Genomic DNA, 18,600 nt, shown 5'->3' with positions numbered 1-18,600 from the left:
GCTCACTTGGCGTTGCGGGTCAATTCTTTGCAGACCTCGATCATGCCAGCCGCGGCTCGCGCGGCATCGCGGCCCCGGTTCAAGTCATTATCCTCAAGGCAGCGTTCTTTGGCCTGCTCATGGGTCTTTACCAGCAGGACTTCATGAATGACCGGCTTGCCATAGGCCACGGAGAGATTGAGCAAAGAATCGGTTACCGACTCGGCCACCAAATCCGCATGGGCGGTGGCTCCCTCGATGATGACCCCCAGACAGACGATCGCCTCGCATTCCTCGTTTTCCAAGACGAGTTTGCAGGCAAGGGGAATCTCGAAAGCACCCGGCACCCGAATCAAATCGACCCGGGCGTTGGGAATGAGTTCACCCAGCTCGGCGAGGCAGGATTCCACGAGGCCTTCCACGTATTCTTCGTTGAACTGGGAAGCGACGATGGCGATTTTGTTGCGCCCGCCGGACATGATGCGGGGTTTGGGTGGGACCGAGAAACTCATGAGAAGGGCGGGTTATGGGAAGTGGGAGCGGGATTGTCAAACGACGAGTGGAATTCCTGTCGTCATTGCTCGAGTTCCGCCAGCTTGCGACGGAGAAAAGGGTCGGCAAAGAGAAAGCCGAAGGGAGCGATGGAGGAAAAGCCGATGAGGAGAGCGAACTTGCGAGACCAAGCCAGCTGGCGCCAAGCCCAAAAAAGAACGAGGGCAAAGACAGTGAAGAGTCCACCGTGGACGCGACCGGCCCAGGAAACCGGCTCATGCTGACCCGTGAAGCCTTCGAATATCATGGTGCCGATGAGAGCGAGCCAAGAGAGACCCTCGATTAGAGCAACGAGGCGTAGGGTGTGGATGAGATGCTGGGAGGACATGGAGCCGCCGGGAGGGTAAGGGGGCCAGTAGGTGCTTGCAAAGCCAGGAATGAACTGGAGCGAAGGCGACATTCTAGCAAATTTAAAAAATTGGTGACCTAAACTATTTACAAAGCCTAGAAAGTTTGTCATGTTAGTCTCTCAGTGAGTGTTTTCAGTGTCATCCAAGCAAAATTTCTTCAGGGGATTTGTCTCCTGTTGTTGCTGACGCAGACCTCCTTCGCCCACGTGGTGAAGAGAGGAGACACTCTTTACTCCATTGCCCGGGCCAATGGCGTTTCGGTGAATGCCCTGATGTCGGTCAACGGGATCAAGGATGCCGGGAGCCTGCAAATCGGGCGCAAGCTGGTGATGCCGGGAGCGACGAAAACGGCTCAGGTCAGTCTGCGAGCTTCGCGCCCGGCCCCCTCGGCCCGCAAGTTGACGGTGGTGATCGATCCCGGGCACGGGGGCAGAGACCGCGGGGCCGTTTGGGGTGGCGTGCGGGAGTGCGACCTGAATCTGAAGACCGCGCTGAAGTTGGAATCCTATCTCAAGAAGGCTGGCTACCAGGTGGTTCTGACCCGGCGAAGTGATTCCTATGTCTCGCTCGCCCGGCGCGCGGCTACCGCCAATCGCTATCGCCAGGCTATCTTCATCAGCATTCATTACAATGCCAGCCGTCTCACCGGGGTGCATGGGGGCGAGACTTTTCATGGAGGGTCGGCCAGCAGCCGGTATCTGGCTTCGTCCCTGCAGGGACAGCTGGTGAGCCGTTGCAAGGTTCGCAATCGAGGCGCTCGTTACGGGCGCTTTTCTGTTTTGAGTGAGACCCGTTGTCCAGCCGTGTTGATCGAATGTGGGTTCATCAGCAACGCTCGCGAGCGGGCTCGCTGCCAGACCTCGGCCTTTCAAGACGCCGCCGCCCAGGCGATTCTGGCCGGGATCCAGCGTTGGGATCGCGCTTATTGATGGTGCTTCCAAAGGGCGAGAAAACCCTTTGCCTGCTCAGGATCGTTCAGGGGAAGACCATCCGGGAGAGTTTTTGAGAACTCCCGGCGGCGGGCGATGGTCAGCTCGCCGACCTCATCGGGAGCAAGAAGGCGGCGCAATTGGTGTGCGATGCGGCCCATGGAGCAGCGCGCGTTGATCTCGACGATGGGACGGAGGCGAATACGTTCCGCTTCTTTTTGGTAAAAAAAGGCATCGATGGCGACCGGGCCCTGATAGCCGGGGAGAAGGCGGGGAAGCTCTCGCAGAAGGAATTTCTTATAGAAATCCGGTCCCGAAAGGTGGCCCTCTCCAGTGGCGATCAGCGGCTGATGAAAAGCGACGGTGCATGCCTTGGGAAAAATCTGCCCGATTTTGGGGGCCACTCTCGTGCCCAGATAATGCCCCCGCGCATCGGTCAAAAGGCGGGTGAAGCTGAGAAAGCGCACTTGGCCACTGCGGGAAATATCGTAAAGAGCGGAGAAGTCGAGGAGGCGTGGGCAGAATGGTTCGATGACGACTGCTCCCTGGGTGTTCAGGATGTGGTGGAGCCAGTCCTCCTGCTGGGCCAGAGCGGTGGTGGTTGTCACCGGAAACTGGCCGCGCCCGGCGCAGGCGAGGGGGCTTTTGAGAAGCAAGGGCTCCTCTGGGAGGCGGGAGTGGAGGTGAGCCCGGGCGGAGGCGAAATCTTCAAAAACGAGGGACTCGTTGTCCGTCAACCCTAGCTGGCGGGCAGCACGGCCGGTGAGGATTTTGGAGAATTGTTCGGCGGGCAGGGCCTCCCGCCAGGGGAAGAGGCTCTGCCCGGTGGGGATATCGGACAAAGGGCGGAAGAGTTCACTTGCCTCAGGAGACCAGGCCCAGGGGCGGAAACCGCCAATTTTCCGGGTTTTAAGGTCACCAACCTGGGCCAAGGGTAGGATTTCGGGCAATGGGAGCCCGGCCTCGTGGAGACGGGTGAGATGGGCGGAGCCCGGCGGGCGGCGCATCAGGACCACATCATCGGGATGGGCCATGGCCAGCATGAGAGCCTCCAAATCTTCCTCCAGAGTGCGCGCGGCTTTGTCGGCCTGATAGGATTTCCCTTGGTTGGCAGCGGCGGCGTGAGCCTCACAGTTGGGGTTGAAGAGGTGCAGGTGGGGAGTGCGGCCGCGGGAGCGTTGGTAGAGCTGCAGCTGTTGGATAAACTCCGTATCGAGCCCGGCCCGGCGGCGGCCTTCTTCATTGAAGGGCACCCCTCCCGGTGCCTTCGCCCGCACGGGGGTCAGAGGATGGGCGAGGGAGCGGTGCCAGGCGTCCCAATCGCTTTCCTTTTGCTGCTTGAAGCGCCGAAGCCACTTGAGCCCATAGCCTACGTGGGCAATCTCGTCCTTGTAGATGGTTCCCAAGAGGGAGGCGGTTTCCCGGTCGTCCACGCGTTCAAAGGCGGCGGCGTAGTAGCGGGCGTAGTCGAGATTGCTTTGCTCGAAGGTGAGGGAAAGGCGCGAGACATACTCCAGCGGAGAGGTCATGGGTGCGATGTGGTCCCAAATCATGCGGGACAAGCTGTGCGCGCCAAATTCGGTCCCGGTGGCCGCCATGCGAGCGAGGTAAAGGCGGGTGTGCTCCTGCTCGTCGCGCAGGGTATGGAGAAGTCCCCGGCGAAAGGCGTCGGGGGCATCGGGGAACTTGAGCAGAGCCAAGGCCATCAACTCGACGGCGAGGAGTTCATGATTGCAGAAAAAGTGCAGCAGAATCGAGCGCTGTTCTTCGTCCCCCAATTGCTCGGGCGAGGGGATTTTGGTGCGGGCTTCGTGATTCTTCCGCGGGCGCAGGGTCAGGGGCCGTCCGGGTAGGTCCGGGGTGGGGTAGCTGCCCTTTTTCGGGGGATCGAGCAGGAGGCCGGGGGGAGGAGGGGCCAGCTTGTCCGCGAGCCGATCGGAAAGGAGGATTCTTTCGGCGAACTCGCGGATGGTCATTGCGCAGGGATAGGAAAACCAGCCCGCCGGGAGAGGACGGGCTGGTGCAAAGGCGACTTCACATCACGGCGTGAAGCTGGGCAAGGGAAATGAGGTTGTAGGAGGTGACCAGGAGGGGATTGTTCTCCATCCAACGGGAGTTCTCATTGACCCAGGAGCCGTCCTCCCGCTGGGTGGCGAGCAGTTTGCGGGTCAGGTCCAGGCGCCAGTCAGCTTCTTTGCCATCGGCGAGGGGGAGTTTTTCCAAGCCAGCGGCGGAGAGGGCTTTGGCAATGGTCTGGTAGTAGTAATAGAGCCCTTGCAGACCGAGGCCGGGGTTCTCTTCCAGGGTGTAATTCTTGCCCAACCACTCGAGGGCGGCGACGACGCGGGGATCGTCCTGCTCCATCTCCGCATAGATGAAGGAGAGGAGACCGGCGTAAGAAATGGAGCCGTAGGACCGAAGGGCCACCGTGCCATCGGGCAGTTCTTGCTCCCCGGCCTTGCTGTCATTGGGGAAGTAGACAAAGCCGCCCCGGTTGTCGGGATCGCCGGAGGCGAAGTCCTGATCATTGCTCTCGGGCAAATTCTGACAACGGGAGACGAACTGGATGGCAGCCTCCCAATCGAGCTTGGGCTGGGGGCCGTGCTTGGAGTCGGTGGCGAGAGCTTTGGAATGATGAAGTGCTTCCAGGGAGAGGTAGGTGTTCGACATGTCGGAGTGCGGGTAGCTGCCGCCATAGCCGACGCCGCCATCATAGACGTTATCGGTCTCGCCCTTGTTGCCCCAGTCGGTTTGTTGATTAATGAGGAAGGCGCGGGCTCTCAGAATGATGGGTTCGTCCTCTTCCTTGCCCAGCGCGAGCAGCGCCATGATGGAGGTGGAGGTGTTGTAGGTAGCGAGCCCTTTTCCGTAGATGCCTCCGTCGGCGTGCTGGTGGTTGCGCAGGAACTCGTAGCCCCGCTGAACCCATTCCGGAGTTTCGGTCGCGTGGTCGTAGCTGGGATCGCGGACGATGGCAGTGAGCGCTAGCGCGGTGAAGGCCGGGGTTTTGGGATCACCCCAGTGCCCTTCGGGCTCCTGTTGGCTTTTCAGGTAGGCCACGCCATTGCGGATGGTGCTTTCCGCCTCCAGCTTGACGGAGAGGTAGGGGCTAACGACTTCCTGGGACTCGGTCGCGGTCTGGGCCGGAGCGGTCGCGGCAGTCGCCAGGAGAAATGAGAGAGCAGTGATTTTAATCATAATTGTTCGGTTTCTTCGGGTTGGCGGGCTTATTTTTTCTCCAACAGAGGAGCGAATGTAACGGTGACCGCAGTGCCGATGGGAGGCATGCGCTCCTGGTAGGGGATCCAAGGTTCGTCGGTGTCGTTGTCTTTGCCGGAGAAATTGAGAAGGGAGGAGCGCGTGATGTAAATGGCGACCAAGTCACCAGAGACTTCAGCCTTGAAGGCGTTTTCATGAATATAAGAGCCTTGGTAAATCCACGGGGCTGGTTTCATGGCCTTTTCGGTGGTGAGGTGGTAAATCAGGTCGTTGAGGGGAACTTCCTTCTGTTCTCCCTCTTGCTGCCAGCTCACCAGCAGTTGCAGGCGGGCGGCTGTTTTCTGAGCCTCGGGGACCTCCGGGTATTTGCCGGTGTTCTCGTAGTTCTCGTTCAGGATGGGAAAGAGCTCGGGCGAGCTTTGGTACCCGAGCAGCTTGAGGGCGACATTCAAATGGAAGGCCGAGGCCTTGGTCATAAGAAGGGATTCGTGGATTTTCCCTTTCTCATGCACGATGGCGAATTCCAAAATGCCTTCCACCTGATTGACTTCGGCGGGGAAAGTGATACGTCGGGTTTTCTCGTCGAATTCGACCAACCCCAGAGAGTAGCGACCGTCACCCAATTCCTTCACTGCAGGCTTTTCATCCGAAGCCGGGACTACCTCGGCCTCTTCCGCGAGAGCAGCCGGGGGAGAAAAAGGAAAGGCAAGAGCTAGCAGCAGGGCAGAAAGGGAAGAGTGGGTGCGGAATCTCATGTTCGCGGTAAACTAACGCGCCCGGAGGGGCCTGTCTTGGAGAAAAATCAGGGATTCTCGACCAGGGTCTCAGGCGTGGTTTCAATTTCCGCTTCAGCGGCTCCCTCTCCCTCGCTGGCCTCGTCCGGCAGGGGAGAATCTTCCGAAGGTTTTTCCGTTGGCGGGCCCGCTTCCAAGGATTGGAAAGGGGTTTCCAGAATCTGCTGCCAAGCCAGTCGGGTCAGCTTGTTCACGATGGCATTCTCCGGTTCATCTCCCTTTAGCAAGGGCGGAGGAAGGGTCAATTGTGCGATGGTTTCCAGCCGCCGTCCGATGAGACGGTAAAGGCCGTGGGTGAGCTCGGAAGCGAGATCCTCGTCTTCGGCGGGAATAATGGTGATGACGGAGAGGGAGGGCTTGGCAGCCTCTTCTCCCGGCACGGTCAGCCACATGGCCACCGGGAGGGAGGGCAGGGAGGCGGGAGGAGGCGGCAGCTGGGTGATCTCGAAGCGTGCGGAAGCCAGATTTCCGCTGGCGACACTGACCAGGCTGGAAAGGGTGGTGATCCCATGCTGCAGCGACTCCGGCGGTCGCGCCGTGGCGAGATTGATCTGCAGGGGTTCGCTGGCGGAGAGATCCCCGTTCCAAGGAGGGAGCGACTCCTTAAGGTTGGCGAGTGCTTCGGTAGCTTCCTCCTGGGCCGACCCGCCGGAGGGCGTTGAGTCGATCACGCGCTCATAGGCCAGCACCGCCCGCTGGATACGGCCTTCGTATTGCAGGCGGTCAGCCAGTTGGAGGAGCGAAGGGGCCCCCAGGGAAGCTTGTTCGCGATACTCGTCCAATTGGGGAGAGGCATTCAGATCACCCAGAGGAATCTCGGGGATTTCAGGCGTTTTCCCCTCTTGGGGGTGGAGGGAATAGGGAGTGACGGCTTCCACGATTTCGCGATTGACCGGCGAGGCGAAGTCGGGACGCAGTTCTCTGACCGGAATCGTTCGCGGCGTCATAAAGTCGTATTTGCGCACGCCCCAGAACCACGTCAGTAGTGGCACCAGTATTAATAGGGGAAGAGCTACAAATTTCGGAATCATGCCGTCGGGGGCGATTACACCGCGCTGGCGGAGGGGAGAACAGAAAAAGCTCTGTCGTCCTCGCATTCTTTTTGCCGCAAAGGGGGCGGACTTGCTACCAAGGTCGAGACCAGCGGTCGCTTCTTGGGCGGATTCGGCTTCCGGGGAAATGAAAAATCGCGCCCTCGCACTAATCGGTTGTTGAGTTAAAAGGCTGCTCCAGCTTAGACAGAGCGAGATGTTTCAATCGAAAGACCTCACCGAAGAACAAGTCGAAGCTTTGCGCCGCTGGACGGCAGAAGGGGACCAACTGGCGGACCTTCAACGCAAATTGAAGGAGGACTATAGCCTCAATGTCACCTACATGGACATGCGGTTTGTGGTGCTCGACTTGGGCTTGGAGATTCAAAGTCAGGAAGAAGAGCAGCCGGAAGAAGCGGAAGGGGCCGTCGAGAACGAAGCCGGGGGGCCTCCCAAGATGGATCCCCAGGCGATGGGGGGCACGGTTTCGGTTTCTGTCGACCAGATTGCCACCCCGGGGGCCATGGTTTCCGGGCAGGTGACCTTCAGCGACGGAGAGCGGGGGCGCTGGATGATTGACCAGATGGGTCGGCCGTCCCTCGATCCGGAAACGATGGGCTACCAACCGACTCATGAAGACTTGGTTTCTTTCCAAGGCGAATTGCGCAAGGCCCTCGAAGGAGAGAGCGGAATGGGATTGTGATCTTCCGGGAAAAGAGCCGATCATGACGGGTGATATCCGGGAAGTGCTGCAGTATGTGCCCCTCTTTGCGGGGCGCACCTTCGTCATTGTCTTTGATGAAGGGCTGCTGCCTGAGTCTGCAGTGGCGGAGACCCTGCTGGACCTCATTGCCCTGCAACGGATCGGTGTCCATCTAGTCGTGGTGGTGGTGGGGGGAGACCTCGGCGACCTGGTCGATTGGGCGGTGGAGTCCGAGTTCAAAGCCGAGCCCGTTTCCAGGATTCTCGGCGAGGAAGGCTGTTGGCAAGAATGTCGGTCTCTCCTCCAGCGGGGGCAAGCGGCCATGGTCGATGGCCGTGGGAGCCGGGTCCTCGCCACCCGGGTCGGTCAGCTGGCCAAGGATTTGGCGGCGGCCAAGCTCATGGTTCTTCTCAATGAATACCCGGGTTTCGGCGATCGGCCCAGCATCGCGGAGGGAAGTATTGTCGCCGGGGAAGAGCACGAATTACTGGTGATGGCGGCGGAGATTTGCCGCCTGGGGGTGCCCCGGGTTCATCTCTTGAACGGGCACCTGCAAGGAGTGCTCACTGCGGAGATTTTCTCCAACGAAGGGGTCGGGACGATGGTGCACGCCGATGCCTATCGGGCGGTGCGGCCTCTGCGCGAGGAGGATATCCCGGAGCTCCTGGCCATGATGGGCCGCTCGGTGCGAGCCTCCCACCTCGTTCCACGGACCTACGAGCAGGTGGCCAGTCGGCTTCATGATTTTTCTCTCCTGACGGTCGATGACAACGTGGTCGGTTGCGTGGCGGTCCACTCCTATCCCGGGCATGAATTGGGAGAACTGGCCTGCCTCTACGTCAAGGAGAGCCACGAAGGGCGCAATTATGGGGGCGATCTGGTCAAGGTAGCGGAGGGGCAGGGCCGGGCCGCCGGTCTCAAGGGGCTTTTTGCCCTCACCAACCGCGCGGCCAAGTTCTTTGCGGCCCGGGGGTATTCCCGGCACGAGATGGACCTCCTCCCTGAGGTGCGGCGCAAACAGCTGGAGGAAAGCGGCCGCAATTCCGAGGTCTGGGCCAAGTGGTTCACCTAGCGGATCTCGCTGAGGGAGCGGCTGCCCGGCGACTAATTTTTTTGGCAAAACACGGCCCGGGCTTGTGTCGGGCGATGGCATTGCCCACGCTGTCATTTTCCCGCCCGTGACCCCGCTTCTTCGAAAAATTCTAGGCCTCAATCTCGTGATGGTGACCGTGATGTTCGGTCTCCTCATCTTTGGGGTCTTTTCCATTGAAAGCGCGGCCCGGCACCTGCCCGGAGGGGGCGAGCGCTTTGCCGACAACCAGAAGATGTTTATTCTCCTGGGTGCGGTGGTCTACTTTTTCACTGCTCTCATTGACTACCGCTGGGTCAAGTGGCTGGCCATTCCCATGTATTTCGGCGGGGTCGCGCTCCAAATCATGCTTATGCTCGGCATTTGGGAGGCTCCTCCGCCCGCCGTCCACCAGTTGCAGATTCCGGGTGTCCCTTATAGCTTCCAGCCCACCTCCTTTGTCCTGGCTTCGGGTATCATTCTTTTGGGCACCGCTTTTGACCAATTGCCCCGGCTCCACCGGTTTTTTGGGGAGCCTGCGGTCAAGGTCCTCCTCGTGGGTCTCATCTGTGGAGTGCCTTTTTTGCTCGTGGTGAAAAATGGCGATATGGGTTCGGCTCTCGTCTTTCTCCCTGTGGCCCTGGTCACCCTCTTGGTTGGAGGGGTGCCATTCCGCTATCTCTCCGCCATGATGCTGCTGGGGGTGGCGTTGCTACCCTTGCTTTACTATTTTGTTCTGCCCATCGCTTCGCCCGACCGGGGAATGGTGCGTATCCAGCAGTGGCTTCTCTACGTTCAGGAAGGCCGCGTGCCCGATGACAAAGGCGAAAATTACGCTCCCTACAACGTGACCATGGCCGTGGGGCAGGCAGGCTGGAAAGGCCTGGGCTACAAAGCTCCCGAGGAGAGGGGCTCGATCCATGCCAAGCGCTTCATCCCCTACAACACCGCTCACAACGACTACATCTTCGCCGTTATTGCCGAGGAACAAGGCTTCCGGGGCGCGCTCTTGCTTCTCAGCTCCTTTGCCCTCTTGCTGGTGCAAATGCTTTTCGTGGCCTTCTACAGCCGCGACTTTCTGGGACAGGTGGTCTCCGCCGGGGTGGTGGCTCTTTTCTTCGCACACATTTTCGAAAGTGTGGGCATGTGTGTCCTCCTCATGCCCATCACGGGTATTCCGCTTCCTCTCATCAGCTATTCCGGATCCTTTCTCCTCATTTGCATGTTTTTGCTCGGGGTGGTCCAAAGCGTGTGGGTGCACCGCAACGAGCGCCAGGGAGTGGTGGACGGGCGCCAGGAAAGACGGCGCTGAATGCCGCCTGCCTTGCATTTTCCAACGACCTTGGGCATTCTTCGCATTCGTTCAATATTGATGAATTTTTTCACCAGGTCAGCGTCGAAGGGAGTGATGGCAAAGGACTCCGGCTTGCCGGCTGGGGCCGGAGGCGAAGAGGCGGAGGACGCTATCAGCGACCTCGACTTGGTGGCCCGCTGCCAGGGAGGAGACTCCCGGGCCTTCGCGGACCTGGTCGCCCGCCATCGTGGAAGGGTGTATGCAATGATTCAAAATATGGTCAAAAACGAGGCTGATGCTTGGGATCTCTCCCAAGAGGTCTTTGTCAAAGTGTGGAAAGCTCTTCCGCGCTTTGAAGCCCGTGCCAAGTTCACCACCTGGCTCTACCGCATCGTCCACAATGTCGTTTACGATTGGATGCGGAAGCGAAAGCTGGAAAGCGCGGGAGAATTCGACGATCAGCTCATGAAAGAGAGCCAAATCGCCGCCGGAGCCCGCACCACGCCGACCCAGGAGGCCGCGCCTGACCAGGCTCTCCGCAATGAGGAATTGCGGGGCCGTATTGAGGAAGCCCTCGCCAAATTGTCGCCCGAGCATCAGGAGGTGATTTTGCTCAGAGAAGTGCAGGGGCTTGACTACAAGGAAATTGCCGAAGTGATGGAGATTTCTTTGGGAACAGTGATGAGTCGCCTGTTCTATGCCCGTAAGAAACTACAAGGATTTTTAAGTGATGAAACAGGAGCGTAAAGAAGAGTTGATAGTGCGTTGGATGGATGGGGAGACCTTTTCTGCCGCAGAACAGCGGGAAGTGGACCAGCTCCTCACCGCCGAGCCCGAGCTGGCTGGCATGAAAGAAGGGCACGCCCGGCTGCGCACGGAATTGCAAGCGGCCTTCACGCCCTCGCAAGACGTGCCTTATGGAGACTTCTTCCAAACCAAACTGGAGCAAGCCATTCGCGACAGTGAGGCGGACCGCCGCCCGGTGGAAAAAAGTCTCCGGGCCTCCTGGCGCGAATCGCTGCGCTGGTGGTTGGCCCCGGTGGCCTTGGGCGCGATGGCGGTGGCCTTTCTCGCAGGTATCCGGGTCGGGCATCAACCGACCGCGCGCGAGATCGTAACCACTGAAATTCGCCCCGAGCCCGTGATTTACATTCCCGAAGGGGGAGTAACCGCCAATGTGGTGAAATCCGACGCCGCCGGAACCAGTGTTATCGTGCTCGATGGCCTTCAGCCCATTCCGGACTCCATCGACCTGCTTGCTGGCGAGCAGACTGTCCACGAGTCCGGGGACCCGGTCCGGCTGGTGTCCCATCGGCAGACGCAGACCCGTCAGCTTTACTAAAAAATTATGAAAGCTTTCTGCTCCCTGCTCTTTCTCTGGATGCTGGCCCTCCCAGCGGGGGCTCAGGACCCGGGGAAAGAGGTCGTCGCCCGCCTGCGCACCGTTTTGCTCTTTGGCACCAATGGCGATCTGCAGGAACTCGCACCCCAGGTTCCCCTTGCCGACAAGGCCCATGGCACCCGCATGGAGCTTTTGGCGGACCTGAATTTCAGTAGCTACGGCTTGCTGGGCACCGAAGAACAGCCCGTCTGGCGCAGCTACACCAATTGGTCGTCCCCCATGAAGGGTTCCAGCGAGATCCTGCTCAGCTTCGAGCCCAATGGACAAGTGGAAGACGGGGGAATGCGGTTGGATTTGGAGCTCTGGCAAGGAAAACGCAAGGTCATGAAAACCACCCGCTTGTTGGAAATCAACAAATGGCTCTACATCGCGGGCCCCCAGTGGCGAGGTGGGAGGTTGATTGTTGGCATCGAGCTGCTACCTTCTGCGGAGAAATGAAGACAGTTCTGTCCCGCTCCACCCTACTGGCCGCCGCTCTCCTCACCGGAGTTCATGCGGGTGAATTGACTTTTGAAAAGACGCTTCTGGAGGTGACCGCGCAGCCCGATCAGGAGCAGGTGACGGTGGATTTTGCCTTCACCAGCACGGGGGACGATGCGGCCGTGATTCTCCGCCACGACGCGCCCTGCTCCTGTCTTGAGGCCCAAATTAGTAACAATGGTCAAATGGTCTGGGAGCCCGGCGAGAGCGGCACCGTGCGGGGGCTTTTCCAAGTGGGCTCGCTGCGTGGCACCATCGACAAGCAAATCACGCTCATGATGAAGGATGGTCAACGGCACGACCTCACCGTGCGCATGACTCTACCGGAGTTTCTCGTCATCGAACCCAAGACCCTCAAGTGGGAACAGGGTGGAGAAGCTGAGTCACAATCCTTCGAGATCACGGTCGCGGAAGGACAAAAAATGGCTCTCACTGAGGTGAGCGCCACGAATCCCACTAAATTTCCCTACGAATTGGAGACCCTCGAAGAAGGGCGCCGCTACCGCATCACGGTCACCCCCAGCGATTTGGAAAAACGAGGTTTCGGACTGCTGCGGCTCAGAACCGACAGCAAGTTCAAAAAACATCAGAACTATCAGGCCTACGTGGTGGTGACCAAGTCCTTCACTGGGACCGATAAAGCTGCCGTGACGCAATGATTGCCCGCATCGCCCGCGAGAGTCTTGCCCTCATCTTGCTCGCTGGCTTAGCCAGTGTCGCCACTTGGTTTGCCTGGGGAGGCCCCGAGCGGGGGGAGGCCTGCGACCCCGCTACTCTCGAGCCGGGGCAAATCTGTTTCGCCGAGGCGGCACGGCTGCCCCATGTGCTTTGGGTCGATGCCCGTCCACGGGCCCTATGGGAGAAAAACGGTTTTCCTGGCTCCATCCTTCTCACCGATGATTCCTCGGAGGACTTCGCCCTCCTGATGGGAGAAGCCTTCGAGAGTCTCGCCAACGCGGAAGCAGTGGTTATCTACTGCGCGACTAGTGGCTGTGGGTCGAGTGAGGCGGTGGCCGAAAAAATCAAAGAGCTGGAGATTCTGCCTCCGGAGAAAGTTTACGTGCTGGCCGGGGGCTGGCAATCCTTGGAAAGCCCTTGAGATATCCCGCCCTGGGAGGTCGGGCCCGAAGGCAACGTGGTCGGGACTTGCCAAAGGGCAAGGAGCTGAGTTCTATCGGCTGCGATGGCGTTCGGAAAAATAGCGGTTTTGGGACCCGGTCTCTTGGGTGGGTCGGTGGGATTGGCAGTGCGTGAGCGTGAGCTTGGCACAGTGCGCTTTTGGGGACGCTCGGAAGAAAAACTGGCCCGGGTGCGCGAGGAGGGATTCATGGCCGAAAGGGATTTGGCCCGGGTCGTGGCGGGTGTCGACATGGTCATCCTGGCCACCCCGGTGGAGTTCTACCGCCAATTGGCCGAACAACTGGTCGCTCTCGGCGGGGACTTTCTCGTCACCGACGTGGGAAGCGTGAAAGCTGCGGTGGCCGAGGGAGCAGGGGAAGTCTTGGCCGCAGCAGGTATTCCCTTCATCGGCAGCCATCCCATGGCCGGGTCCGAGCAGGGAGGCTTCGAGGTGGCCCGGGCCGATCTTTTCGTGGGGGCCTGCTGCTTTCTCTGTGGCGATCCAAGCAGCTCTCATTTCCCCAAACTCGCCGCTTTTTGGCAAGCTCTCGGCTGCACCACCGTCCAGCGCACGGCCCGCGAGCATGACGAGATTGTCGCCCGCATCAGCCACTTGCCCCACGTCCTCGCTGCGGTGGGGGCTCAGGTTTCGCTTCGGAATCCTGGCGAAGAGGAGTTCGGCGGAGGCGGTTTGGCCGACACCACGCGAGTGGCAGCGGGCAATCCCCCCATGTGGACCGGAATTTTGCTCGAAAACCGGGCGGCCATTCTCCACGAATTGGCCCGGGCGCGCGAAGAACTCGCCCAAGTGGAATCCCTTTTGGCAAGCGGGGAAAAGGAAAAGCTCTCCCTGTGGCTGGAGGAGGCCTGCCAGCGCCGCAACCGTCTCTCACACCGCTCATGAACTTCGACGAAGAGATCAGCGCGGAAACCCTCAGCCACCTCAATGAGATTCTTGCCAAGGGACCTGCGGAGGAGGCCAGCGACGCTGAAATCGAAGCGCAGTTGGCTAAGATCCGGGCCTTGCCGGGGGGCGAGCGGTTGCTCCGCTCCCTAGCCGAACAAATGAACCAAGGGGGTGGCGAGCTTCTCGCCCAACTGACGGCGTCTTTGCCGGATTCCCCGACTTGGCCTCCCGACTATCGTCCGCCGCAGGCCTCGCTCCGTCTGGTCGGCCAAGCCCGGCATTCCCGCGAGACCGCCTCTTGGGTTCGTCTGAGTTTGCCCTCCGATGCCTGCTTTTTCGATTGGAATCGGGCTTTGCAAGCCGTTTTTGCTGAAGAGATTGCTCCTCGTCGACCCTTCTTCGAATGGCGGGAGGGCGGAGAGGTCGCCGCTCTCTTTAGCCAGGACCCGGCGGATGCGGAGGGGAACCAGTTTTGCGAAGTCCAGAATCGGCCTCTGGACCTTTTCGCGGAAGGGGTGGAGGAAATCTACTACTGTCGTCCCGGGTTGCCGGAAATCATCCTCCGCTGGGAGAAAGTGCTCGAGCCACCACCAGGCGAGCGCGCAGATCCGCGCCCCCGGATACTGGGCGGCGAGCACAAAGGGCAAAGACGAGAACCCTCGGTGCTCTTCTGACAAACGCGGCTAGGCTTCGGGAACGATCGGAGCGGGCACGGCTTGAGCCGCTTCTACCGCCGGTTCTTCGCTGAGCGAATCCACAATCTCAATGACCGCGCCATTGCCGGCATGGGGAATGCGGGTGCTGACGATGGCGTGGTTTTCCGGCAGGTCGTGATCGACCACCATATTGACCGCATCCGTCCAGAAGGGGGCAATGTCGTAACGGCGGATTTTGTGAGTGGCGAGGTCGACGAGGAGCGTTTCGAAGGCGCTGCGCAACGTTTGGCGGGGAATGACGAAAACATCCTCCAGAAGATTGCCTTGAATCTCCGCCACCACCGGTTGCCCAATGCGGAGGGGAGGGCGCTCCGTGGTCAAGCCATAAGGATCGGGGATGCGGGCAATGAGAAAGAGCTCCCGGGACGTTTCGTCAATGACGCCTTCGCTGCGCACCAGTTGCGCTTCCCAAGTCGGGTCCTCTCCGGTGGGGTGTTCGGTCAAGCCATCCTTGATGAGGGCAGGCGTTGCCGCCAGGGAGCTGCTGTTTTGAAAAGGGGTGAAGGGGAGATCCTTGGGTGCCACCGGAAGGCGGACTTCCGCGTAGTCGGTGGCGAAAATGCTGCCCAGAGTGGTGCCCGTTCCCACCGATTGGCCGGGGCCCACCGCACGCTCGCGGACACAACCGTCGTAGGGCGCGACGATCTGGGTATAGGAACGGTTGCGACGGGCTTCCGCAAGCCGGGACTGTGCGGTTTTCAGATTCGCCCGCGCTTCCTTCAGCTGGGGAATGCGCAAGACAAGGTCATTCGCCTTCTCCGTATAGCCCAAGTCCTTCCAGTTCAGATCGGCTTGCTTGGCCCGGGCTTCCTCCTGCGCGAGAGCGGCTTCAGCACGTGCCACCTCGGCTTCTGCCGAGACGATCTGCGACTCGCTGTCCGTCGGATCCAAGGTCACCAGGACGTCCCCCCGCTTGAAAAAGGCCCCCACCTCGAAGTGGGGATGAATGCTCTCGATGCGCCCCGCGATTCGCGGCGTGAGACTGGTCTCGACGCGTGGCTGCACCACCCCCCGGGTATTAATGGTGATTTGGTAGTTCTGCCTTTCCAATGGAATGACTTCCGCCTTCTGGGTCGGGCGCTCGCCCCGGTCGGGGGTGAGGTCTTCTTCCGGTGCTTTCCACTTGTGGGTAGCCAGCCAGCCCACGTAGATACCGAGAGCAAGAATGGGCAGAGGAAGGAGAAATCGAAGCAGGATGCGCATTGGTTGGGTGAATCTACGTGCTCGCGACCTTCATTTCCATCGTTAGAAGGTCCTTTTTTGAGAAAAATCTGTCACTCCTCGTCGGGTCGGAAGCCTGCTGGTTCCTTTGATGACGCTTTTTTCCCTCTTTCTGCTCAGTTGACCCTTTGTTCTCGCGGTAAAACCCCTTTTTCTTCCAGAGACCCTGCCATGCCAGATGACTCCTTTGAACTCGCCGCCCGCAACCGGGGTTACCGGGCCGTGATCGGAATTGATGAAGCGGGCCGAGGGCCGCTCGCTGGCCCGGTGTCCGCAGCCGCCGTGCTTCTTCCGGAAAACTTTGTCCTCACCCACCTTAACGATTCTAAAAAGCTTAGTGAGAGAAAGCGAGAGGCTATTTTTACGCAAATAACAGAATCGTCGGAAATCTCTTGGGGGCATGCTTTTGTCGAAAGGGAAGAGATTGACGAAATCAATATTTTGCAAGCGACCATGGTGGCCATGAAACGTGCGGCCGCCAAAATTCCTGCCGCCGATTACGCGTTGATCGATGGTCGACCCATCAAGGATTTTCCACTCGCCTCGGAAGGAATTGTGAAGGGGGACGGGCGCAGTCTCTCCATCGCGGCCGCCAGCATCATCGCCAAAGTGATGCGGGACCGTAAAATGCTCGAATGGGATCACGTTTATCCCGAATATGGCTTTGCCCGGCACAAGGGATATGGCACAAAGAGCCATCTCCTTGCCTTGCAAGAACATGGCCCCTGTCCGATCCATCGTCGCTCGTTTGCACCCGTTGCTGAGGCAGCGCGTCGCTTTGACGCGCGGTGACCGCAGGCTTACCGGACAGGAAATCGGGGCTTGGGGCGAGCGCATCGCCCGTGAGTTTCTCTGGGCGCAGGGCTGCAAGGTCCTTTACCGCAACTTTCGCGCTCCTCAGGGTGGAGAAGTGGACCTCGTGGCCAGAGAGGGCAAATTCCTGTGCTTTGTGGAGGTCAAAACCCGCACCCGAAAAGGGGAGGGACGTCCGGCGGAAGCGGTGGACAAAACCAAACAGGAACTCATTGAGCGGGGGGCGCGGGAGTGGCTGCGCCTGCTCAATAAAAAAGAGGTCCCCTGTCGCTATGACATCATTGAGGTCCTTCTCCTCGAAGGCGAGAAGCCGGAGATTCACTACTTGCGAAATGCCTTTTAAGCAAAACCCCCCAGCCGGGTGAGGGCTTGGGGGGCTGAAAGCGGTCGTTCGCTCGCGCAGGCGAGGGTCTAGACCGAGACGTATTTTTTCTCGGTATTTGCGTCGATGATGTCGTAGCGCTCGCGGTGACGGGTGGAGTCGGTGCGGAAAATCAATCGTCCGGTGTGTTTGCGCTCCAATTCGACGAGAATGTGGGAATCTTCTTTCTTAAAGCGTTCCAGAACCACGGGGTGCACGATGACCACGAGGTCTCCCGCCTCTTCGTGATGTCTTGCAATAACAGTATTGAGCGCGCGCTGGATTTCGACCGAAAGGGTGAAAGCAGTTTTCACGCGACCCCGTCCTTCGCAATACTCGCAGGGCTCGGAAAGGGTTTCGCGCAGACTCTCATTGAGCCGCTGGCGAGTCATCTCCATCAATCCCACGGAAGAAATCTGCAAAACCTGGGTCTTGGCTTTATCCTTGGCAAGACGCTCCTTCATGGTGCGATAGACGGTCATCTGGTCGCGACGGTGGCGCATGTCGATGAAGTCGACGACGACCAGGCCCCCGATATTGCGCAGGCGCAGCTGCCGGGCCACTTCTTCGGCGGCTTCCACATTGGTTTGCAGCAGGGTTTTGTCGACATCCTTGCCGCCCCGGTTGCGCCCGGAGTTCACGTCCACCGCAATGAGGGCTTCCGTTTCGTCGATGACGATATACCCCCCGCAGGGAAGCCAGACCTGCCGCAGGAAGGCTTCGTCGATTTGTTTTTGCACCCCCAACTTGTCGAAAATCGGCGAACGGGTGGGGAAGTGATGAATGCGGCGTTTGGCCCGGCGGGAGATTTTCTCCGCGATCGCTTGCATCTTTTCAGTCGTTTCCAAGTCATCGCAGATGACGTAGTCAACGTCTTCGGTGAGAAAGTCGCGGGCAGTGCGTTCCACGATGCCGGGTTCTTGAAAGACGCAAACCGGAGCCGGCTTGGCATCGCGGGCATCTTCCACCGCTTCCCATTGGTCGAGGAGCATGTTGAGGTCGCGCATGAAATGCCGGGCACGTTGCCCCTGGGCGACGGTGCGCATGATGATGCCCATTCCTTCCGGGACATCGAGTTTTTGCATGATGCTGCGCAAGCGATCTCGTTCCTTGGGGTCGTCGATCTTGCGGGAAATGCCGAATTGCTCGGAGAAGGGCATGAGGACCAGGTAGCGACCGGCGAGAGAAATATTGGTCGTGACGCGGGGCCCTTTGGTGCCAATGGGCCCTTTGGAGACCTGAATCATGATTTCCGAGCCGATGGGGTAAATGCTCGGGATGTCTTTGGAGCTGATCTTTTTCTGCTTTTTGCGGGGACGGTCACTGCGTTGGATTTCCTCCATGGAGTTGTCCAGCGCGGCGGGGATGGCATCCCAAAAGTGGAGGAAGGCATTCTTATCCATGCCGATGTCCACAAACATGGCCTTGAGCCCTTGCTCGATGTTCTTGACCCGGCCTTTGAAAATACTGCCCACGAGGTTCACTTCGCCCTCGCGCTCAATGTTGTATTCTTCCAGGCGGCCGTTCTCGAGCAGCGCCACCCGGCGTTCGAGGGTTTCGGCATTTATGACAATGGTATTGCCTTGGCGGGGGTCGATTTCCCCAAAGCCAAAGGCTTTCTTGATTTGTTTCAACATGTTGGTCGTTAGAAAATTGAAAAA

General features: G+C 59.4%; 21 protein-coding genes. 13 read left to right on the top strand and 8 right to left on the bottom strand.

The features are described 5' to 3' along the window. Nucleotides 1–2: 2 nt before the first annotated feature. Together ribH and JIN78_RS08370 are read right to left on the bottom strand one after the other, a co-directional pair. Nucleotides 3–491 carry a 6,7-dimethyl-8-ribityllumazine synthase gene (gene ribH, locus JIN78_RS08375; protein ID WP_200391506.1) on the bottom strand — a complete coding sequence of 163 codons (489 nt, stop codon included), beginning with the start codon at nucleotides 489–491 and terminating at the stop codon, nucleotides 3–5. Between the two features lie 62 nt (nucleotides 492–553). After that, on the bottom strand, nucleotides 554–931 hold the full coding sequence (locus tag JIN78_RS08370; protein ID WP_200391505.1) for a DUF3817 domain-containing protein: 378 nt from the start codon (nucleotides 929–931) through the stop codon (nucleotides 554–556). A 159-nt stretch (nucleotides 932–1,090) separates the two neighbouring features. Between JIN78_RS08370 and JIN78_RS08365 the strand changes: the two genes are divergently transcribed. Next, the gene (locus JIN78_RS08365) at nucleotides 1,091–1,810 is read left to right on the top strand and encodes an N-acetylmuramoyl-L-alanine amidase (RefSeq protein WP_200391504.1); all 720 of its coding nucleotides are present in this window, start codon (nucleotides 1,091–1,093) and stop codon (nucleotides 1,808–1,810) included. On the opposite strand, the gene JIN78_RS08360 is transcribed toward JIN78_RS08365, so the two are convergent. Genes JIN78_RS08360 through JIN78_RS08345 form a run of 4 tightly spaced genes read right to left on the bottom strand, consistent with a single transcriptional unit; the run spans nucleotide 1,804 to nucleotide 6,815 of the window. Continuing rightward, entirely contained in the window at nucleotides 1,804–3,786 is a 1,983-nt protein-coding gene (locus tag JIN78_RS08360) for a DUF455 family protein (protein WP_200391503.1), read from the bottom strand. The genes JIN78_RS08365 and JIN78_RS08360 overlap by 7 nt on opposite strands. A gap of 58 nt (nucleotides 3,787–3,844) precedes the next feature. Continuing rightward, the gene (locus tag JIN78_RS08355) at nucleotides 3,845–5,008 is read right to left on the bottom strand and encodes a prenyltransferase/squalene oxidase repeat-containing protein (protein WP_200391502.1); all 1,164 of its coding nucleotides are present in this window, start codon (nucleotides 5,006–5,008) and stop codon (nucleotides 3,845–3,847) included. Nucleotides 5,009–5,037: 29 nt separating this feature from the next. After that, nucleotides 5,038–5,784, bottom strand: coding sequence for a YdjY domain-containing protein (locus JIN78_RS08350; RefSeq protein WP_200391501.1), 747 nt, complete (start codon nucleotides 5,782–5,784; stop codon nucleotides 5,038–5,040). 47 nt (nucleotides 5,785–5,831) lie between these two features. Further along, the gene (locus JIN78_RS08345; RefSeq protein WP_200391500.1) at nucleotides 5,832–6,815 is read right to left on the bottom strand and encodes a hypothetical protein; all 984 of its coding nucleotides are present in this window, start codon (nucleotides 6,813–6,815) and stop codon (nucleotides 5,832–5,834) included. A gap of 256 nt (nucleotides 6,816–7,071) precedes the next feature. On the opposite strand from JIN78_RS08345, the gene JIN78_RS08340 reads away from it, so the two are divergent. The 10 genes from JIN78_RS08340 to JIN78_RS08295 all read left to right on the top strand — a co-directional run bounded on the left by JIN78_RS08340 (nucleotide 7,072) and on the right by JIN78_RS08295 (nucleotide 14,502). Continuing rightward, nucleotides 7,072–7,557 carry a hypothetical protein gene (locus JIN78_RS08340; RefSeq protein ID WP_200391499.1) on the top strand — a complete coding sequence of 162 codons (486 nt, stop codon included), beginning with the start codon at nucleotides 7,072–7,074 and terminating at the stop codon, nucleotides 7,555–7,557. Nucleotides 7,558–7,579: 22 nt separating this feature from the next. Next, nucleotides 7,580–8,629: a GNAT family N-acetyltransferase gene (locus JIN78_RS08335; protein ID WP_200391498.1), complete on the top strand. Its 1,050-nt coding sequence runs from the start codon at nucleotides 7,580–7,582 to the stop codon at nucleotides 8,627–8,629. A 106-nt stretch (nucleotides 8,630–8,735) separates the two neighbouring features. After that, complete coding sequence (locus JIN78_RS08330) at nucleotides 8,736–9,938, top strand: FtsW/RodA/SpoVE family cell cycle protein (protein ID WP_200391497.1); 1,203 nt, start codon at nucleotides 8,736–8,738, stop codon at nucleotides 9,936–9,938. Between the two features lie 96 nt (nucleotides 9,939–10,034). Next, complete coding sequence (locus tag JIN78_RS08325) at nucleotides 10,035–10,667, top strand: RNA polymerase sigma factor (RefSeq protein ID WP_200391496.1); 633 nt, start codon at nucleotides 10,035–10,037, stop codon at nucleotides 10,665–10,667. Beyond that, nucleotides 10,651–11,262 carry an anti-sigma factor family protein gene (locus JIN78_RS08320; protein ID WP_200391495.1) on the top strand — a complete coding sequence of 204 codons (612 nt, stop codon included), beginning with the start codon at nucleotides 10,651–10,653 and terminating at the stop codon, nucleotides 11,260–11,262. The genes JIN78_RS08325 and JIN78_RS08320 overlap by 17 nt, the downstream gene beginning before the upstream one ends. Before the next feature lie 6 nt (nucleotides 11,263–11,268). After that, nucleotides 11,269–11,760 carry a hypothetical protein gene (locus tag JIN78_RS08315; protein ID WP_200391494.1) on the top strand — a complete coding sequence of 164 codons (492 nt, stop codon included), beginning with the start codon at nucleotides 11,269–11,271 and terminating at the stop codon, nucleotides 11,758–11,760. Then, complete coding sequence (locus tag JIN78_RS08310; protein ID WP_200391493.1) at nucleotides 11,757–12,461, top strand: DUF1573 domain-containing protein; 705 nt, start codon at nucleotides 11,757–11,759, stop codon at nucleotides 12,459–12,461. The genes JIN78_RS08315 and JIN78_RS08310 overlap by 4 nt, the downstream gene beginning before the upstream one ends. Continuing rightward, complete coding sequence (locus JIN78_RS08305; protein WP_200391492.1) at nucleotides 12,458–12,901, top strand: rhodanese-like domain-containing protein; 444 nt, start codon at nucleotides 12,458–12,460, stop codon at nucleotides 12,899–12,901. Before JIN78_RS08310 ends, JIN78_RS08305 begins: the two co-directional genes overlap by 4 nt. Nucleotides 12,902–12,985: 84 nt before the next feature. Next, nucleotides 12,986–13,825 (top strand): prephenate dehydrogenase, encoded by an 840-nt coding sequence (locus JIN78_RS08300; protein ID WP_200391491.1) that lies wholly within the window; start codon nucleotides 12,986–12,988, stop codon nucleotides 13,823–13,825. Next, on the top strand, nucleotides 13,822–14,502 hold the full coding sequence (locus tag JIN78_RS08295; protein ID WP_200391490.1) for a hypothetical protein: 681 nt from the start codon (nucleotides 13,822–13,824) through the stop codon (nucleotides 14,500–14,502). The genes JIN78_RS08300 and JIN78_RS08295 overlap by 4 nt, the downstream gene beginning before the upstream one ends. A gap of 9 nt (nucleotides 14,503–14,511) precedes the next feature. Here the strand turns inward: JIN78_RS08295 and JIN78_RS08290 are convergent, their stop codons facing one another. Further along, on the bottom strand, nucleotides 14,512–15,747 hold the full coding sequence (locus tag JIN78_RS08290) for an efflux RND transporter periplasmic adaptor subunit (protein WP_200391489.1): 1,236 nt from the start codon (nucleotides 15,745–15,747) through the stop codon (nucleotides 14,512–14,514). A gap of 189 nt (nucleotides 15,748–15,936) precedes the next feature. On the opposite strand from JIN78_RS08290, the gene JIN78_RS08285 reads away from it, so the two are divergent. Together JIN78_RS08285 and JIN78_RS08280 are read left to right on the top strand one after the other, a co-directional pair. Further along, complete coding sequence (locus JIN78_RS08285; RefSeq protein ID WP_200391488.1) at nucleotides 15,937–16,557, top strand: ribonuclease HII; 621 nt, start codon at nucleotides 15,937–15,939, stop codon at nucleotides 16,555–16,557. Further along, the gene (locus JIN78_RS08280; RefSeq protein ID WP_200391487.1) at nucleotides 16,544–16,921 is read left to right on the top strand and encodes a YraN family protein; all 378 of its coding nucleotides are present in this window, start codon (nucleotides 16,544–16,546) and stop codon (nucleotides 16,919–16,921) included. Before JIN78_RS08285 ends, JIN78_RS08280 begins: the two co-directional genes overlap by 14 nt. Before the next feature lie 68 nt (nucleotides 16,922–16,989). On the opposite strand, the gene JIN78_RS08275 is transcribed toward JIN78_RS08280, so the two are convergent. Beyond that, nucleotides 16,990–18,576, bottom strand: a complete 1,587-nt coding sequence (locus JIN78_RS08275; RefSeq protein ID WP_200391486.1) for an Rne/Rng family ribonuclease — start codon at nucleotides 18,574–18,576, stop codon at nucleotides 16,990–16,992. Nucleotides 18,577–18,600 lie beyond the last annotated feature (24 nt).

Origin of the sequence: Roseibacillus ishigakijimensis (assembly GCF_016595415.1) — a bacterium.
Classification (GTDB): Bacteria; Verrucomicrobiota; Verrucomicrobiia; order Verrucomicrobiales; family Akkermansiaceae; genus Roseibacillus; species Roseibacillus ishigakijimensis.
The sequence above is the reverse complement of the archived record's forward strand: the minus strand, read 5'-3'. Positions and strand labels throughout refer to the sequence as shown.